Genomic DNA, 18,847 nt, shown 5'->3' with positions numbered 1-18,847 from the left:
TGGTCCTGTTAGGAGTGTGCCCATGAGATCGAAGATACTGGCAGCCTGCTTCGTATTGGCGGTGTTGGTCCTTTTGCCAAGAACTTCCCAGGCGGTGGCTGTCCATGCGTTTGAGTGTAAGACCTGTCATATTGCCGGGGTCTCCTTTACGGACCTGACGGCACAGGTCTGTCGCCAGTGCCATAATAGCCCCACTCAAACCCATGTCTTCAGCACCGGCCAGACGATTACGCCGAACAAAGGCATGCTCCCCCAGGAGGCGAGTAACCTTTATGGGCATGGTGTCGCCGGGTTCCCTGGCAGTTCCCATAACTGGGCGGCACCGACCGATGTGGTTCCCCAGGCCGGGGCCCAGGCGCCCTCTTCGGCCACCTATCCTGGTTTCTACTCGCGTTATGGCACTTCGACCGGCAAGGTGACCTGTACCCGTTGTCACAACCCGCATGGTGACAGCGCTACCAATCCCAAGCTCTACCCGGTGGGGATCACTTCGACCGACCAGCTGTGCAAGGCCTGCCATGTCGGCTTTGACAAAACCCCTGCTCACGGCCTCATGACCCATCCGGTTAACGTTGCCTATAATCCGGCTGCTCCCGGATTTCAGCCGATCACTAATATCTATAATTCCGCCATTCTCCTCGATGCCAATGGCAAGGTCTCCTGTTCCACCTGCCACGGGGTTCACTATGTCGATTCCGATGCTACGACCGTCGACAGCTTTGGCAGTGGCGGCGCCGGCGACGGTCGTCTCCTCAAGGGGAACGGTCCCGACAATGGGAGCCCGGCTCTCGGTGACAGCCTCTGCCAGGCCTGCCATACCTACAAGGGACATGGCATGGCTACGACACCTCTGGGTTGTATGGTCTGCCATGGTGGCCATGAGTACACAGCCACCGGCAGCGCCAACTATTTCATGCTGAAAAAGAAGATCCGTCTCCCGACTTCCCCGATGGCTGATGTCAATGGCGATGTTTTTCTTGATTACACTGCCGACCCGACGACCATGACCAACTATGACAATGGTACCGGTGTCAACGGTGCTATCTGTCTCTCCTGTCACGACCTTGCGGCGGTTCCCGCCCATGACACCAGCCTCGCCTGCGCCAGCTGCCACAGCCATGACCAGGCCAGTGGCTCCTTCGGTCCCGGTTGCGGTTCCTGCCACGGTTACGCCCCTTATCTTGATGCCGATGGCAGTGTCACCTCCGGCGGGTATGCACACAGCACCCAGAACACCGGCAACAACTACTCCACTTCCGGAGTGTTCAAGGCCGAGAACACCACGCCTCACGCCGCTCACGCCAATGGCGGACCCAACCAGTACAAATATGGCTGCCAGGTCTGCCACGGTGTCGATTCCGGCAAACTGACCGACCTTCCTGGCGCCGGCAACCACGACGGCGGCACCTTCCAGCAGGTCCTCAATAACGCGATTGGTTTGCTCCCCGCGCCGACCAATATCAGTTCCCCGAACCCGATTTACAATACGGCTGGCTCCGGTTCCTGTTCGGCCGTCTATTGCCACAGTAACGGTGCTCCGCGGGTCGGTTCCATTGCCTACGCCGCTGCACCGGTTTGGGCCGGAGGGGCCGGGGCTATCATCGGCACCGTGACCGAGTGCCAGGCGTGCCACGGCAACGACGCCACCTCCATGAACAATGCCGGCAACTCGGCCGCTCACCAGAAACATCTTGGTGGCGCCACCGCCAATGCCATCCTCGATCGAACCTATTCCTGCGCGGTCTGCCACAATTCCACCGCTACCAGCGCTACCGCCCTGGTGACCACGGCGATCGGCGGCATCCACGTTGATGGTAACAAGGATGTGGTCGGCGACCTCACCGCGGCCGGTCTCACCGGGTCGATTACCTACGCTACCGATGGCACCTGCCAGACCGCCTACTGCCACTCGGATGGTAAAAGCAACTACATCACTCCGGACTGGGATAACGGCAACAACGCGGCGATGACCACCTGTACCCTCTGTCATAACGATGGCGGGACCAGCCCTGCTCCGGCCACCGGTGCCCATGCCAAACACGTCACCGATGCTGACGGGCCGAAGCTCTCCTGCGATGTCTGCCATACCCATGCCGGTACCAACAGCGCTGACCATATCGATGGCGCTATCAGCATGGTTGCCAATCTCCAGGTCTCGGTATGCGACAGCTGCCACGGTGTCGATGGCAGCGAGCCCGAGCCCAACTGGAACATTCCCACTTCCGTGGATTGCGCGACCTGTCACACTGGTACCCTCTCCACCATGGCCGGAGTTGTTGACAAGTCGACTGCTCTCAGCGGTGGCCACAACAAAGCGACGGGCACCTACAACGTCAGCGGCAACCCTGCCGCTGCCCTCGACTGCCTCGCTTGTCACGACAAGACCCAGGGTGGCCACCTCACCGGTGGTACCGGCGATAAGCGTCTCCAGCCCGCCTTCTCCTGCGGCTCCTGCCACGGCGCCCTTGTCAGCCACCAGGGCAGTACCTGCGTGACCTGCCACGATCCCCACGGTAGCAGCAACATCTACATGGTCAAGGCGACTTCGACTGCCTTCAGCGGCACGGTGGTCTTCTCCGCCACCACCGGTGCCAATTCCTACGACGAAATCGACGCCGCCAACGGCGACGACATCTGCGCCACATGCCACACGGCAGCCAACCAGACCAACCAGCACAACAACAAGACCAATAGCGGCATCGCCCACAACGAAGGGGCCGACTGCTTCAGCTGCCACCTCTCGCACACCAACCCGGTTAACGCCTTTGCCGTCGGTGGCGGCGACTCCTGCGACAGCTGCCATGGCTTCCCGCCCAATACCGCCGCCCATGCCCTGCATGCGCCCGACTCTTTCCTCGCCGATGCCGGCGGCAAGATTTTTGACACCGCCGATCGCAGCGCCTGTGAGTTCTGCCACACCGGCGCCGCCAGCTATACCTACAACACCACCACCGACCAGGGGAACAGCCTCAACCACAGCAACGCCTCCGGTCGGGCCACCATCCTTGCGACCACCGTCGGTTACAACGGCTCCACCTGCGCCAGCGCCTGTCACAACGGCACCAGCGGATTGAGCGCCGCCTGGACCGACACTGCCCTTGGCTGCGACGCCTGCCATTACGGGTCGGCCACCCCGACCCTGGCCGGCAACAATGCTGACGCCAACGCCCTGAGCGGCAGCCACAGCACCCACTTCGCCGCCAACGCCGTCTGTACTGACTGCCACGGGACGCTGCCGACCGACACCACCCACATCACCGATCGGACCGGGGCCACTGAGCTCGCCAAGGTCCAGGGGATGGCTGCCGCCATTGCTTACGAGGCGACCCTCGACGCAACCGCCCTTGGCTCTACCGGCGTCGATCCGACCAGTGCCGGCACTAACGCCACCTGTAATAATATCGCCTGCCACAACCCCTCGGCCAGCACCTACAGCGCCGAGTGGACCGTGGCCAACGCGGTCGGCTGCGCCTTCTGTCACAGCGAAACCGACCCGGCCACCGGCAGCCACACCTCGCACCTCGCTGCCACTGTCCCGACCACCTTCGGCAAGACCGTCGGTTGCGCCGATTGCCACGATACGCTGCCGGCCTCCAATGCCCATCGCAATGGCGCGGTTGACTTTGCCGCAGCGATTGATTTCAACAACCTCGTGGCCAACGGCTGCTCGACCACCCTTTGCCATACGGATGGTCTTGGCGCCGCCGTCGCCACCCCGGTCTGGGGTCGCGCTGCCAGCAGTGCTGACGACTGCACCATCTGCCACGGCTACGCGCCGGCGACCGGTCGCCATGACGTCCATATTGCCAACACCGTCTTTGTCGCCAACGCGTGCGCCGAATGCCACACCGCCGAAACTGCAACAACCCATATTGACGGGGCCGTTGATGATACTGTCGTTTATGATGGCGCCTCCGGCGGTTGCGCCAATAACTGCCATTTGGTCAACGCAGCCGCGGCTGGCGACTGGAAGGACAGCGCCAAGCTTGACTGCGCCAACTGCCATAACGCCACCGGCAAGACCCTCTTCACCGGCTTCCCGCCGGCCGTCGGGGCCCACCAGGCCCATACCGACAACACCGCTTATGTCACCGGCGCCAACTGTACCGACTGCCATAACAACAACAGTACGACCCACAGCGCTATCGACGGTGCCGTGACCGCGCCGACCCTTGGCGCCAAGATCACGACCTACAACGCCGGTACCGGCACCTGCGCCAACAGCTGCCACGGTGGCAGCGCCAATTTTACCACTTCGACTCCGGCGCCTGGCTGCACTGACTGCCACAGCGGCAGCTACATCGGCGGCGGCGCCAATCTGCCGACCTCCGGTCTCCACAACGTGACGCCAACCGTCTCCGGTCAGCGGCACAACGAAAGCCTCTCCGGCGGCTGCGCCGCCTGCCATACCACGGTTGCCGCCCAGGCGACCCACATTAACGGCACCTTCACCGGTGGTGTCGGCCAGACCACCCAGATGGGTCTTGCCGCCTTCTATACCCAGTCTGCCGATAACACCGGTACCTGCGCCACCACTACCTGCCACACCACGCTGAGCGACGACTGGGCTCACAAGTGGAACAGCAGTGCCAATTTCTACACCACCGCCACCACCGCCTGCGCCGGTTGCCACGGCGACTGGAGCCAGACCTGGAACGGCGGCGTTATTCACCGCACCAGTGCCGGGACTCAGTCGATGCACGGAACCGGCACCACCTACCAGTGCAAGGATTGCCATGGTCTCGAAGCGACCAGCGGCAACTACACCTTCGCCTTCGGCAGCAACGACTGGGGTGGGACCAGCAAGCACGGTAACGCCACCATCGAGGTCAACAACGCCGGGTCCTACAACGAGACCAGCGGTCTGTGCCAAACCTGCCATGCCACCGCCGACGGGACCCACAACTTCGCCGACACCGCCTGGACCATCGCTGCGGTGGCCGGGGATTCGATCAACGCGACCTGCGGCTCCTGTCATAGCGGCGGGAAATCGACCACCGGCTCCAGCGGCGCCCATGATCAGCACGGCGCCAGCCTCGCTGATGAAACCACCTGTTATCCCTGCCACGGCGATAACGCCGGGGCCGGCTACTCGGTTTACACCGGCAACCACAACACCGGCAACGTTGACCTGGTTGGCGTCACCTACTCGACGGCGACCCGTAATGACGTGACCGGTACTTGCCTCACCTCGGGGTGCCACAACAAGTCCACCGGTACCGATCCGTCGACGGCCTGGAATACCAACGCCCTGGCCTGTGACGACTGCCATTACTATGCGACCGGCACTACGCCGACCGCCGCCGGTAACACGGCTGCCACCACCGCGCTTTCGGCGGACCACGGCAATCACTTCGGCACCGGCGGCATCTTCGCCTGCGCCACCTGCCACGGCACCGATCCGACTGACACCACCCACATCACTGGGACCACTCTGCTCGAGCGGACCAACCCGGTCCAGAATAATGCGACCGTAACCATCACCGGCTGGAATGGCACCGATAGCTGCAATAACGCGGCCTGCCATAACCCGAGCGGCACCACCTACAGCGCAACCTGGATGGTCTCCACCGCTTCCTGTACCCTCTGCCACAGCGCCACCGACCCGGGTACCGGCAGCCATGACGAGCACATGGGAGCAACGACCACCTTCGGTCTCGCCGTTTCCTGCGCCAGCTGCCACGGCACCCTGCCGGTCAGCAACGCGCACCTTAACAACACGGTCAACCTCCTGGCGGGTATGAATTACACACCTGCAGCGACGGATGTTCTTGGTACCCTCGGCAAGTGCTCGACCAGCACCTGCCATAACAACGGCACCGCAGCGGCGACTCCGGTTCAGACTCCGACCTGGAACACCGCATCGGCCAACTGCTCCATCTGTCACGAGGGGACTCCGACCAGCAACAAGCACGGGGTCCATCTCGCCTCCACCAACTATGTCACCGGCAGCTGCGGCGACTGCCACACCGCCGCCAATACCGCCACTCACATCAACGGCACCCGCAATCTGGCGAACAAGGTCACCAGTGCGACCCTCGCCGCCAACGGTACCTGTGCCACCACCTGCCACGCTGTCGTTGACGGCCGTGACTGGACCGCCGGGCCGACCCTCGACTGCGCCGACTGCCATAACGCCAGCGGCAAGACCCTCTACACTGCCTCCGGTGCCGGCGGCTGGCCGAATACCAGCAACAAGCACTCCGCACACACCGGAAGCAATTCCCTGCCGCAGACCGGCGCCAATGACTGCTTCGCCTGCCATAACGGCACGGTTGACAATGCCGGTGCGATCATCGGCGGCGGCAGCCATCTGAATGGCAGCTTTGACGTGGCCTTCAATACCACCTATGCCTACGAGAACCTCGCCGCCGGCAAGTCCGGTACTGGGGCCTCGACCACCTGCTCAAATATCCGCTGCCACAGCGGCGTGACCACCCCGACCTGGGCGGCCGCCAGCACCATCAGCTGCGGCAAGTGTCACAATACCGGCGGCACCGGCCCGCTCCCCTCGGGCAGCGTCGCCGGCAGCCACGCCAAGCACGCCAACAACGATGGCGACTTCGCCGACTGCGCATCCTGCCATACCGGGGCCAACAGCTACTCGGCCACCGGCGGGGCGGCTAACCACCAAAACCTGACCGTAAACATTGGTGTCGGCTTCACCTACACCGATGGCAACGGCGCCGCCGGCGTCAACTACAGCGGCGACGGTGTCGACAACGGCACCTGCGCCACTTCCTGCCACGGTGCTTCCAGCCCGAACTGGGGCAGTGCCGGTTCGGTCACCTGTACCTCCTGCCATAACAATGGCACGGATGACGGCGTTCTCGCCAATGCGGTTCCGGCAGCGACGGCGACCATCCACACCACCCATAACAACGCGAACAATGCGTATGTCCCGAGCGACTGCGACGCCTGCCACGGGGCAGGGGCGCAGACTGCGACCCATAGCGGCCATATCAACGGCAGCGCAACGGTGGCCAACAAGATCGCCAGCTACACCAGCGCCACCGGCACCTGTTCCAACAACTGCCACAACGTCACCGACGGCCGCGACTGGACTTCCGGGACCAGCCTCGCCTGCAGCGACTGCCATATCGGTGGCGGCGTTAAGGATCTTGACTTCAGCGCCTCGCCACCCACTAGCGCCAATCACCCGGCGCACGTGGCGACCATGGACAGCAGCTACGGGTCCGTAACACGTAAGGCGGACGGCACTGGCTACGACTTCGCCTGCGGCCAATGCCACCAGGGGACGCACCTGAACAACGTGGTCGGCGAGATCGCCGCCGGAGTCAACTACAGCGGGGGTTCCTGCTCCACCAATGCCTGCCATAACAACGGTCAAGGCGCCGCCCCAGCCGAGAACCCGAGCTGGACGCTTGGATTCAGTGCCGGTGACATCTGCAGCAAGTGCCATGGCAACACCCCGACCACCGCGGCGCATACGGTCCACGCTGTCGGTATCCATGCCAGCGACCTCTACACCGGTACCACCGGGCTGCAGAGCGCCAGCGCCACGGCACCGAGCGCCCACGGCGATGGCGCGACCTCGACGGTCATCAGTTGCAACAGCTGCCACAACAGCACCGTCAACGACTGGTTCAACGCCAACAACCCGGCATGCGCCAGCTGCCATACCACCGGCGGTACCGGTGGCGACCAGGCACTGGTAATTACCGGCTACAACAGCCACGTCAATGGCAACAATGATGTGGTCTTCCAGAACATCGCGGTCAAGTCCCGGGCCCAGGTTCGTGACGACATCACCAGCGTCACCGACCTGAGTGCTTCCTGGACCCGTCCCAACGGCTACAAGGCCAACAACTCCTACGATCTGGCCAAGGTCAATCTGACCTCTGCCAGCTACGTCAGCGGTAGCGGCACCTGCTCCAACGTCGCCTGCCACAACGGCAACGCAGCCACCTGGGCGACGCCGCAGAACAACTGCCAGGCCTGCCACACCGGCCTGCCGAAGTAATTCGATCGCTGAACAGCCGGGGGGCGGAACCCGCCCCCCGGCCCTGACATGGAACTTACGACTTCCCTGTAGGAGGTTTGGAGATGAAAAATTTGAACGCTGGCAGGGAAGTTTTTTTTGCCAAAAAAAATTCACAAGTGAATTATCGACATATGAATCGACCGAGTGATAACGAGGTGAGGACGGCTATGAAGGATGGAATCCGGAGAAGTGCAGGGATGTTGAGAATTGCACAGCTGGCCTTGGTGGCCGTTATGACGATGATGTTTGGACTTATGACGAACGTCGAGGCCGCAGTGGTAGTTGATACGGCGCTGTCCAATGTTATCAACGTCGCCGCGACCACCGGCAACGGCACGGTGAGCGCAGGGAACGGCACCAACCGCCTGATGGTGCTCGGCTGTACCACCGAGTACGGCACCGCCGGTCCCAGCACCTACACCATTAATGCTAACTACGGCGGCCAGACCTTCACCACCATCGCCAGCAACGGCTCACAGCGCCAGACCGCCTGGATCGGCTATATCAATGAGACGAAGATTGCCGCGGCCAGCAACACCACCCTGACGGCGACGATCAGCCAGACCACCAACGCCCGCGACCTGATGTGCGGCGTGGTGGTTTACGAGAACGTCGATCAAGGTACACCGATTGCCGGCTCCAACGCCCAGGCCAGTGGCGGCGCGACCAGCCTCACCTTCACCAACATCCCGTCGACGGCCGATGGCTACGCCGTCTACATCGCCGGTCATAACGGTGGTACGGCCACCGCACCGGGCGGCTTCACCGAGGCGTTTGATGTTGCCTCCGGACAGAGTAACGGGTCCGGCGGCGACGGCGCCACCGCGGCGTCCACCGTCACCGGCACCGTTACATTCTCCGCCAATAGCCGTTGTGCCCTGGCGATGGCGACGGTTAATCCTTACGTGCCTACCGACAGCACGCCGCCAACCGTCGGCACCGTGACCATCACCAGCCCTGCGGCGAACACGGCGACCTATGTCCCGGCGAATGTCACCTTCAGCGCGGCGATCACCGAGTCGCAGTCGACTCCGACCTGTCAGTACACCACCAACGGTTCGACCTGGAGTGCCGGCGTCATCTCCGGTGCCTCTTCACCTTACACCTGCACCGCAACGGTGACCGGCCTGACCGGCGCGGTAACGCTGAACATTCGCGCCAGTTCTCTTGGTGGCGGCCCCACCACCGGCACTGCTCTATCACGTACCGTCGACGCGACTGCTCCGACTACCACCGCGGCGCCGGCGGCCGGCACTTACACCAGCGATCAGAACGTCACCCTGACCCCTTCCGATGCCGGCGTCGGCGTTGCCAGTACCGTTTACTGTGTTGACACCACCAACAGCTGCGTCCCGGCGACCGCCTATACAGTGGCCGTAGCCGTGACCGGGACCGTCGACACCAGTGTCGTCAAGTACCTGCGCTACGCCTCGACCGACAATTTTGGCAACGCCGAGACGGTCAAAAGTGAAACCTATACCCTTAATCGTGCAGTCGCGCCGACGATCACAGCCTTTACTGTCCCGGCGACGGTGATCGATACCGCCGCACCGCTCGATATCCCGATCACGACCTTCACGGCAACGGACAACGTCGCCGTCACCGGCTACATGATCACCGAAAGCGCCACCGCGCCGTTGGCCGGCGCTGCCGGCTGGAGCGCCACCGCGCCGACCAGCTACACGGTTGCCGTCTATGGCTCCTACACCCTCTATGCCTGGGCCAAGGACGCGGCCGGCAATGTGTCGCTCAGCGCCAGCGCCACCGTCAATGTCATCAACTGCACCCCCGGCACTATTACCGTGACCGGTCTTCCCGCGGCAATCAGTGGTGATATCAACTTTAGTACCTATGTGACTTTAAACAGCACCGCCGACAGCACGGTGTCCAATGGCCAGTTCTCCGTTGATGGGGGCGCCCTTGCTGCGCTGGGGATTTACTCCCCGCCAGCCAATAGTAAGGGGACCCTCAGCGTGGCCTTCCAGGCCGTCGACAGCTGTTCCGGGGCTCCGGTTTTTGCCAGTGGAAATCCCTATGCGATCAGCTACGACACCCGTACCAACGGGACGGTCGCTGGCACCGCATCGGCCAGCCAGAGCGGCTTGACAGCCATCACCGTTACCATGCCCTACCAGGGGGACAAGGACAGCAATGCGACCTTCCAGGTCGACTACATGTGGGACGGCGACAGCGTCTGGCACAATGGCACAGCGCAGACCGATACCGACAACACCAGCCCCTACACCCAGGTGTTGAGTGGCCTGAACAGCACCGGCACTTATCAAATCCGGGTCACCTACGCCGACTCTCCGCTCAGCGGCACTGCCGTTCAGACCAAGAACGTCACCATGGTCGCCTGGACCGACAGCCAGCTGCTGCACAACTCGCTGCGATTTGCCTGTAGCGTGCTCGCCGCCGACGGCAGTACCATCACTACCGCCGGTGCCTGTACCACCGCCGGTGGCACCTGGAACGAAGACCGCCGCCACGCCGGCGGTTGGGGAACCGGCAGTTCCAGCGCCTATGGCGCGATCCTCTGCTCAACCTGTCATGCCAAAAACAGCGGCAACATCAAGCGTGTCACCAAGCAGGTTGGCCTCGCCGGCATTCCCGGGGCACTTGAGACCACTATCACCTACAGCTCGGCCGAAGAAGGGACCTCCGATCTCGGCAGCACCAGCACCGACAACCTCAGCCACACCACCTCGAACCGCATCTGCGAGGTCTGCCACACCTATAGCGCCACCGACCCCGGTGTGACCACCCCGACCAATGGGGTGCGCTTCCACGCCTACAACATGAGCGCGACGACGGAAAACCACGCCGTGGACGGCGACTGCATCCAGTGCCACGAGCACAAGGTCGGCTTCCGCGCCTCCTGCGCCAGCTGCCACGGCAACCCGCCGGAGACCGGCAAGCTGGTCAGCAAGGCCAGCAGCGGTCCGTTGACCACCGGCTCCACCACCGCCGGGGCGCACCTGACGCACGTCAATGTCCAGAAGATCGACTGCGCCCTGTGCCACGCCGGCAGCGTCGGTGGCGGTGCCACGCATAACACCAACGGCACCGTGACCCTGACCTTCGCCAACCTGCCCACCGGCACCGGCGGGGTGAACGGCGGCAGTTACGACGGCCAGACCACGGTCACCTACGACACCACCGATGCCGTCAATACCACCCTGACCAAGACCGGCACCAAGACCTGCGCCAACTACTGCCACGGCAGCACCATCGCCGGGACCAGCCCGGCATGGGACGGCGCGGTGGTCTGTGGCACCTGCCATGCCGTCACCGCGGCGACGGTGAACACCCTGCCGTCCGGCACCAGCCATGCCACCCATGTGGGTCAGGGCAAAGATTGCAGCTTCTGCCACGGTACGGGCTACACCAACGTCAGCGGATCCGAGGCGGCACCCGCCGGACATGTCGACGGCGCGATTGAATACAACGTCAGCGCAATCGGAGCCTCGACTACCTATAGCGGTGCTGCCAGTGGCACCATCGCCAATACCGCACCCTCAGGCACCTACGGCAATTGCGCCAATGTCTCCTGTCACGGCAATGCTGTGCCGGGGCCACAGTGGAACAATGCCGCAAGCGTCGTCTGCGGCTCCTGCCACGGCACCGCTGGAACCTACAACGACGCCCGCGACGGCGCGCCGACCAGTGCTCAAACCAACGAGGGCAAGCACGCCGCCCACCTGGCGGTCAGCAACAGCCTGACCGGTAATTACTGCAACCTGTGCCACAACGGCGCTGGCAGCGGCACGGCAAAACATGCCGACAGCACTGTTGACTTCGCTTTCGACACCACCGTTGCCGGTGCTGGTGCAACCTACACCGGAGGTGCAACACCAAGCTGTTCGGGGCTGAATGCCGCCAACTGCCATGCGGGCACCGCCAGCTGGAGTCCGACGGCGACCATCGCCTGTACGCAGTGCCATACCGGCACCGGCACCGGCGCGAGAGCGGTTGGTTCGACCAGCTCGCACACCCTTGTCACCACCGGAGGAACCTTCGGCGACTGCAAAAATTGCCACGGCGGCCACTACGGGACCGCCGGCGGAGTGGATATTCCAAATAACACGACGGTTGGCATTAACTACGGTCACGGCGGTATCAAACTGGGCGGCACCGGTACGGCGACCAACATTAACGGCGTGGCCACGGCCGATCTCGACACCCAGACCACCGAGGCGCAAATGTGCTGGACCTGCCATGATGCGCAGACGGTCAAGGTCTCTGAATGGGGGACCAACAACGCCCAGACCGGTAGCCCGGTCGCAACCCAGTACAACTACGGAACCCTGAGCACCTCCAACTGGACCACGGCGACCTGGACCAGCGCCAAGACGGCCTTCGCCTACAAGACCGGCGCCATCCAGTCGACCCACTCGGTCAACAGTGCCGGTACCAGCGCGGTTAGCGGCCCCAATTATGCCAAGACCGAGACCAAGGATGCGGTTGCCAATATCCGCTGCAGCTACTGTCATGACGTTCATGACACAGCCACGGCGATTGCCGGGGATGTCTCGGGCAAGCCTTACCTGCGTGGCACCTGGTACTCCAACCCCTACGAGGAGGATGGCGCCCCGCAAAATGGGACCGCCTATAACAACATTTCCGAGTACGGTGCGGTGCCGCGTGGTGGTCAGAATGCCACCACCCAGCAGCGGACTCTCGGCGGCTTCTGGATCGACGCCAACAACGTCCGCCCGGGCACGGCAACGACCACGGCGCTCAGTGGTACCGCCTACGCCAACCCGACTACCGGCTGGACGCTCAGTGCTTCGGCGGGACTCTGTACCCTGTGTCACGGAACCGATGTCGACAACATGGACCAGACCACCGGCGAGAGCCTGTGGCTCGGCACCAATGGTCACAGCAATGCGGTCATCGGCGGTACCGGCAGCGCGGCGGCTAATATCTTCAACTTGCGCGGGGGCAACACCGGGACCGGCACGAACATGGCCAACCCGGCGATGCACTTCTCCGGTGCCAGCGCGCCTGGAGATAACGGCAACTATGGCTGGCGGAACGGTGGTACGAGCCGGGCGGCGAACTATACGCCCTGTATCAATCCCTGTGCCAGTGAGAGCACGCGTCCCTACTCGGTCAACCTCTGGGGCACTTTGACCATTGACGCCAACACGGTCAACACGCAGTACCACAAGTTCAGCTGCAGCAAGTGTCATAACCCGCACGCTTCGCGCCTGCCGAAGCTGATGATCACCAACTGTCTCGACACCAAGCACAACACCTGGGATGACAGCTATCAGCTCAATACTGCGACGGGAGCGACCGCGAGTGTCAATATGTCCATGTCCAACTGGACGTCATCTCAGAACTGTCACCGGGTGGGTGGTATTGCTGATGGCACCGGGCCTGAGCCGGTTGATCCAGGTGCTGCTGCCGCGCCGATGGGGACGGGAACGGATTATAAGAACCGGGGCTGGAACGTTGTCACCCCTTGGAAATAATGGAGCACTGCTCTGATAAAGGAGATAGAGATATGAAGCGCTATAGCAAACCGAAAGTGGTGGGGAACTGCAGCGTTCACCCTTGCTGAACCCCACTGAGATAGACGCGAAAGGGCCGGAGAATTCCGGCCCTTTCTTCTATCTCTTTCTGTTAAAAAAACAGGCGGCGGTTGCCGGCCAAGGTTCGAACATAGCGCGGAACGCTTGAAAAATGGAGATTCTTAATGGTTCAAATCCGTAAATTAGATTTTGCCAGGAATGCTGTTTTTTTATTATTGCTCACTTTTCTTAGCCTCTGCGGTCTCCCGCGAACTGTATCCGCTGGCCCTCTTGAAGAAGGCCTGGATGCCATGGATCGCAAGGATTTTACCCGGGCAGAAGAGCTTTTTCTGCAAGCGAGCAAAGAGGGGGATCCCGAAGCGCAGTATCGTTTGGGGATGCTGTTGGCATCCGGGGATAGCGGTCCCCTGAATACGGATTCAATGAATTGGTTGCAGCGCTCCGCCGAGGGGGGGTATGTCGAGGCGCAAAAATTTTTGGGAGCTTACTATGCCGCCGACAGTGATGGATATGAGCAATCACAGGAACAGGCCTTTTATTGGTATCTTGAAGCGGCAAAATTAGGAGACCCGCTGGCGCAGCAAATTGTCGCCGGTCTTTATAATATAGGGCGCGGAGTCGAAATGGACGAAACCAAGGCGGATTTCTGGTTTGCTCGTGCGGCTGAAAACGAAATGCCCTGGTCTCAATATTATCTGGCGCAAAAGCTGCTTGAGCATCCTTCCATTGAGAATAACGTGTCTGATGCCCTTGACCTCCTGGCAAGGGCCTCAGAAAATGGCTTTATCGATGCGGATTTATTGCTGGGGCAGTTGTATTCTGAGGCAAAGGTCATGCCGTCAGTTCCGACGGAGGCCTATCGTTGGTACTCTCGCGCGGCACAAACCGGGCTTCCTTTGGCCCGGCTCAGGCAGGCAGAGATGCTGATTCATGGCAGAGGCACGCCGTTGGACTGTAATGCAGGGCTCGATCTTTTAAAGATGTCTGCCGAGTCAGGATTCCCCGAGGCACAATTTTACCTCGGCTCCTTGTTTGCCAACGCCGAATGTGTTGAACGGGATTTAACTAAAACCTACTTCTGGTGGACTCTTGCTGCGCGTGGTGATTTGCAGGAAGCCGTTGAACAGCTCAAGAAACTCGAAGCGGGTATGGCCCCTGAAGAGTTTGCCCTTTTGCAAAAAGCATTGGAGGAAAGCCCTTTGGAGCCAGAAAGCCTTTCCAACCTAGGTGGTATTAGTACTCAATGAATTTAATAGTTTGCGCGGAGGTATTATGCAAATAAGGCCCTATAGGAATATTCTAAAAGTACTCCTCTGGCTGTTGACGCTCGTTTTGATCAGTAACTGCACTCGCACGGAAGAAGAACCGGTTAAAAAGACTTCAGGTGCTAAGGAGGAGCAGGTAGTTACTCCGCGGGCGAGAGTTTTTCTCAACGATGCGCTTCTCCTGCAGCAGGTCGAAACATCTAATGAAGTACTGGCCATCTGGCGGCAATATTCTCAGCAGAAACCGACGCTTCTGCTTTTTTCAAGCAATCCGATGTTGATGCCGGTACCCGAGGAGTTGCAGGCAGAGGTCTCCGAATTTATTAACGTTAAATCTCGCGAAGAAATAGCCGACCGGAGTACCTTGACTCGGCCTGATCCGCTGCTACTTCCGGTAATGACCGTCGATGCAGCTTTGAGAAATGACTGGTTTGGTCAGTTGTCCTGGGCGTTGCCGATTCGTGAGGCTGGTTTGCAGCTTTCTCCGAAAATATTAGGGCAGCTGAATCTCGCTGATGCAGTTTCAGAGGCAGAACTGAATTCTATTTTCATCATAGATAATCATTTTTCCGGCATTCTACGTGAAAAACCTTTTGTGGCTGGTGCCGTTGAAAATTTGCCGCAGATTGCGGGACCAGTTGTGATTCATTTCGACCAAAGTTATTTTCAAAATATCTATAAAAATGAAATAGCAACTCCAATTTTCCCTCTGGTATTTGATGTCTGTAAAGCACTGCGTGATCGTAAGATCCCTGTTCTCGCGGCGACATTTACCTACGGAAACCTGGAGGGGAGGATCTCTCTCGATGTGCGTTTCGTGGGAGAGGTGTTGCAGAAGATTGTTGAGCAACCGGAATTGCTTGATAAACCGCTACCCAAAAGCTGGGAGTTGCTCAGTAAAACGCTTTATTTAAGAAATTTCTTTAAAAAAGAAGAGGTATTGAAATTAGCTTTGGAGTTGCAGAAAGAAGCACCAGAGTCAGCGTGGGCAAAATTCAGGCTTTATCGGGAGTTGGCTGAGAACAAGCAGGGATCCGCCGCACTTAAGGCTCTCAATGAGGCGGTGGCGATTGACAGGGTTTATGCTCTTGAATATCTGGCGCTGTCAGATCTGGCGGTTGCAAAGAACCTCCCTGACGAGGCAATAAAAATGTTGAAGTTGGCCAGTGAGGCCTTGCCGAATAATTTCCAGATCCGATTGTATCTGGCAAAAATATTAGCCGAGTACGGCGAATCTGACATGGCACTGCATTTGGTCCAGGAGTTAAGGAAGCTCCCTTGGTCGTTTGTTTATTATGCCGATATGCCAGAGGAGTTGCGGATCTTTAGTGAGGATTTGAAGTCAAATGGTGCAACTGATTTTGCTGACAAAAAGACAGATCAGCTTCAGTTAAAAAAACCTGATTAGGTCTGATTCTCAGCTATGACAAATTCTGTCGCACAGGGAGCATAGGGTTTGGCCATGGAACTCATGAATAACAAGGAGGTTAGCATCCATGGCCATCAATCGTATCCAGTTCCAACCGGGGCTGAGCTTGGGATAACGTAAAATATTTTTCGCTTTTTTCATGAGGCACGGCAGTGTACATCTTGGGGGTCAAGTCTTGCAAGAGTCTGTAAATTGAACTGTGTATCTGCTCTATGTGGCAGTTTTGGGGTCAAGTCTTGCAATCACATATTCCCGTGTTACAGTAGGTTCATGTCACGACAACTGCTTATTGAATCTCAGGGGGGTCCAATTCCCCGAAGCTTGCTTCGCTATCGCCAATATGAAATATTGGCGACATGAGCGAATATGTACACAAAAGTCATAATGTTTCTGTGCTGTTATACCATCTTGTTTGCCCAGCAAAATACCGCCGGGTTGTTTTCACCCCAGAGGTTGATGGCTGTCTCAAAGAGGTCTGCCTTGAGATCGCCAAAAGATACGAGATTCAGTTCGTAGAAATTGGGACCGACAAAGACCATGTTCACTTTTTGGTGCAGTCGGTTCCAATGTACAGCCCAACGCAGATTGCACGAGTCATCAAAAGCATTACGGCCAGAGAAATATTCAAACGAGTCCCATCGGTTAAAAAGCAACTATGGGGTGGCGAATTTTGGACAAAGGGCTATTTTGTGAACACTGTAGGCCAAAAGGGTAATGACTCAACTTTCGCAGGACAAAAAAATACGTAACAATATGAAATAATTAAACAAAAGCATCATCTCTTGCTGTAAAATAGGTAGTCGCCAAACAACCTAGACACATACAAGGAGATGATGCTTTGAGCCCGATTGTAGCAGAAACTGTTTCATGTCAGAACCAAATTTCGTCGTTCTTTGATAATCAGCGCATCGCACTCTTACTGAAGCAAAGCAACATCGTCAAACAGTGCGGGATCGCCCCGGTTGTGGTCATGCGGATGATCTTCAGCCTGGTCTTCACCGGCAAGAACCTCTTCCGCTATCTGCTGGCCGAATCCTCAGGAGCGGAGATCGGCAAGGATTCCGTGTACCGCTTTCTGAATTCTTCAAACGCCAACTGGCGGAAGTTTCTCCACCTGCTCTGCGCGACGGTGCTCAGCAAAACGATCCTGCCGCTGACGGCCGAAGAGACACCCAAGGTTTTCATCGTCGACGACTCACTCTACGACCGCAATCGGAGCAAGAAAGTCGAACTTCTGGCGCGTGTCCATGACCATAACGACAAGCGCTACTATCGCGGCTTCCGCCTGCTGACCCTGGGCTGGTCGGACGGTTCCAGCTATCTGCCGGTCTCGTTCAGTCTGCTCAGTTCCGCCAAGCAGAAAAACCGCCTGGCTCCCATGGCCGCAGTCGATAAGCGGACTAACGGATTCAAGCGTCGGGCCGAAAGTCTGCGCAAGGCTCCGGAGGTGCTCAAGGATCTGGTGCAGCAGGCCCGAGAGAGCGGCATCCGGGCCGATTATCTGCTGTTCGACAGCTGGTTCGCCTTTCCTGCGACGATCATCGGCCTGCTCGAACAGAAGCAGCAGGTCATCTGCATGCTCAAGGAGGCGAAGACCAGATACGGCTATAAAGGTTTCGATCTCACCCTCAAAGAATTGTACAAGAGTGTCCGCAAGCGGTGTGGCCGAGCAAAGATTCTGGCCTCGGTCCAGGTAGAGCTGGGGACGGATTCCCGCAACCGGGCTATTATGGCTAAGATCGTCTTTGTCCGCGCCCGCAACACCAAGAAGTGGCTGGCGCTGCTATCGACCGATGTCGATCTTGCCGATGAAGAGATCGTCAAGCTCTACAAGCGCCGCTGGGACATCGAAGTTTTTTTCAAGATCTCAAAGAGCTATCTGAAATTGGCCAAAGAATTTCAGAGCCGCAGTTACGATGCGCTGGTAGCCCATACAACGATTGTCTTCGCCCGCTACATCATGCTGGAACTCGCCAGGCGCTCGGCAAAGGATCCGAGAACGTTGGGGACTCTGTTTCATGCCGGCTGCGACGAGCTGCGGCAAGCCAGTTTCGCCGAGGCCGTGACTTTGCTGCTGAATTCATTCCGCCAGATGCTCAAGAAGTTCGCCGACGAAATCGCAGCACCGGTTGCCGCCGCCTTGGAGGAGTTCATGGCGCAGATTCCGGCGATAATTCGACGGCCGATGCTACTTCCGGCCTGTATTTTCTGAAAGATCCACGTGTTTTCGCTCTGTTGCAGTGTTTTGATCGGTGCGAAAGTTGAGGTAATGAGAAAACCATTGCGACCTATGTTAGAAATCAAGGCCGAGAAAAAGAGTATCAGCAATTGCACCGCGAGCAGTTAACGCTTTTTGATACCCCGTAGCTTGCTGCGGGGTAGTTCATTATCCTGGTGCCGTTTTATCATGTCACCTCGCGCGGTAATGCCCGGTAGGCGATTTTTATCGAAGATGACGACCGTAAGGGTTTTCAGGCCGGCAGGAGCAGGATGCCGCAGTCTATCGTGCCTATGTGGATTATGGATATGCGATGAAGGAATCGCCGACGTTCTTGGAGTCCATTACGCAACGGTAAGCCGGGCGGTGAAGAGGGTTGAACGTGGAATG

The 18,847-nt window shown here is 59.2% G+C and carries 5 protein-coding genes and 1 pseudogene; all 6 read left to right on the top strand.

Translation table 11 applies throughout. From position 1 onward, the window contains the following. Positions 1 to 22 precede the first annotated feature (22 nt). On the top strand, positions 23 to 7,984 hold the full coding sequence (locus ACYQ8E_RS08990; RefSeq protein ID WP_459860693.1) for a CxxxxCH/CxxCH domain c-type cytochrome: 7,962 nt from the start codon (positions 23 to 25) through the stop codon (positions 7,982 to 7,984). A 275-nt stretch (positions 7,985 to 8,259) separates the two neighbouring features. Then, complete coding sequence (locus ACYQ8E_RS08985) at positions 8,260 to 13,485, top strand: beta strand repeat-containing protein (RefSeq protein WP_459860692.1); 5,226 nt, start codon at positions 8,260 to 8,262, stop codon at positions 13,483 to 13,485. A 224-nt stretch (positions 13,486 to 13,709) separates the two neighbouring features. Further along, positions 13,710 to 14,792 carry a tetratricopeptide repeat protein gene (locus ACYQ8E_RS08980; RefSeq protein ID WP_459860690.1) on the top strand — a complete coding sequence of 361 codons (1,083 nt, stop codon included), beginning with the start codon at positions 13,710 to 13,712 and terminating at the stop codon, positions 14,790 to 14,792. Between the two features lie 25 nt (positions 14,793 to 14,817). Continuing rightward, positions 14,818 to 16,218, top strand: a complete 1,401-nt coding sequence (locus tag ACYQ8E_RS08975; protein WP_459860688.1) for a tetratricopeptide repeat protein — start codon at positions 14,818 to 14,820, stop codon at positions 16,216 to 16,218. A 377-nt stretch (positions 16,219 to 16,595) separates the two neighbouring features. Further along, positions 16,596 to 16,958 (top strand): annotated as a pseudogene (tnpA, locus tag ACYQ8E_RS08970) (IS200/IS605 family transposase); the annotation flags it as partial. 119 nt (positions 16,959 to 17,077) lie between these two features. Then, positions 17,078 to 18,451 carry an IS4 family transposase gene (locus ACYQ8E_RS08965; protein WP_066728011.1) on the top strand — a complete coding sequence of 458 codons (1,374 nt, stop codon included), beginning with the start codon at positions 17,078 to 17,080 and terminating at the stop codon, positions 18,449 to 18,451. Positions 18,452 to 18,847 lie beyond the last annotated feature (396 nt).

Source organism: Desulfuromonas carbonis (assembly GCF_054658035.1).
The sequence above is the reverse complement of the archived record's forward strand: the minus strand, read 5'-3'. Positions and strand labels throughout refer to the sequence as shown.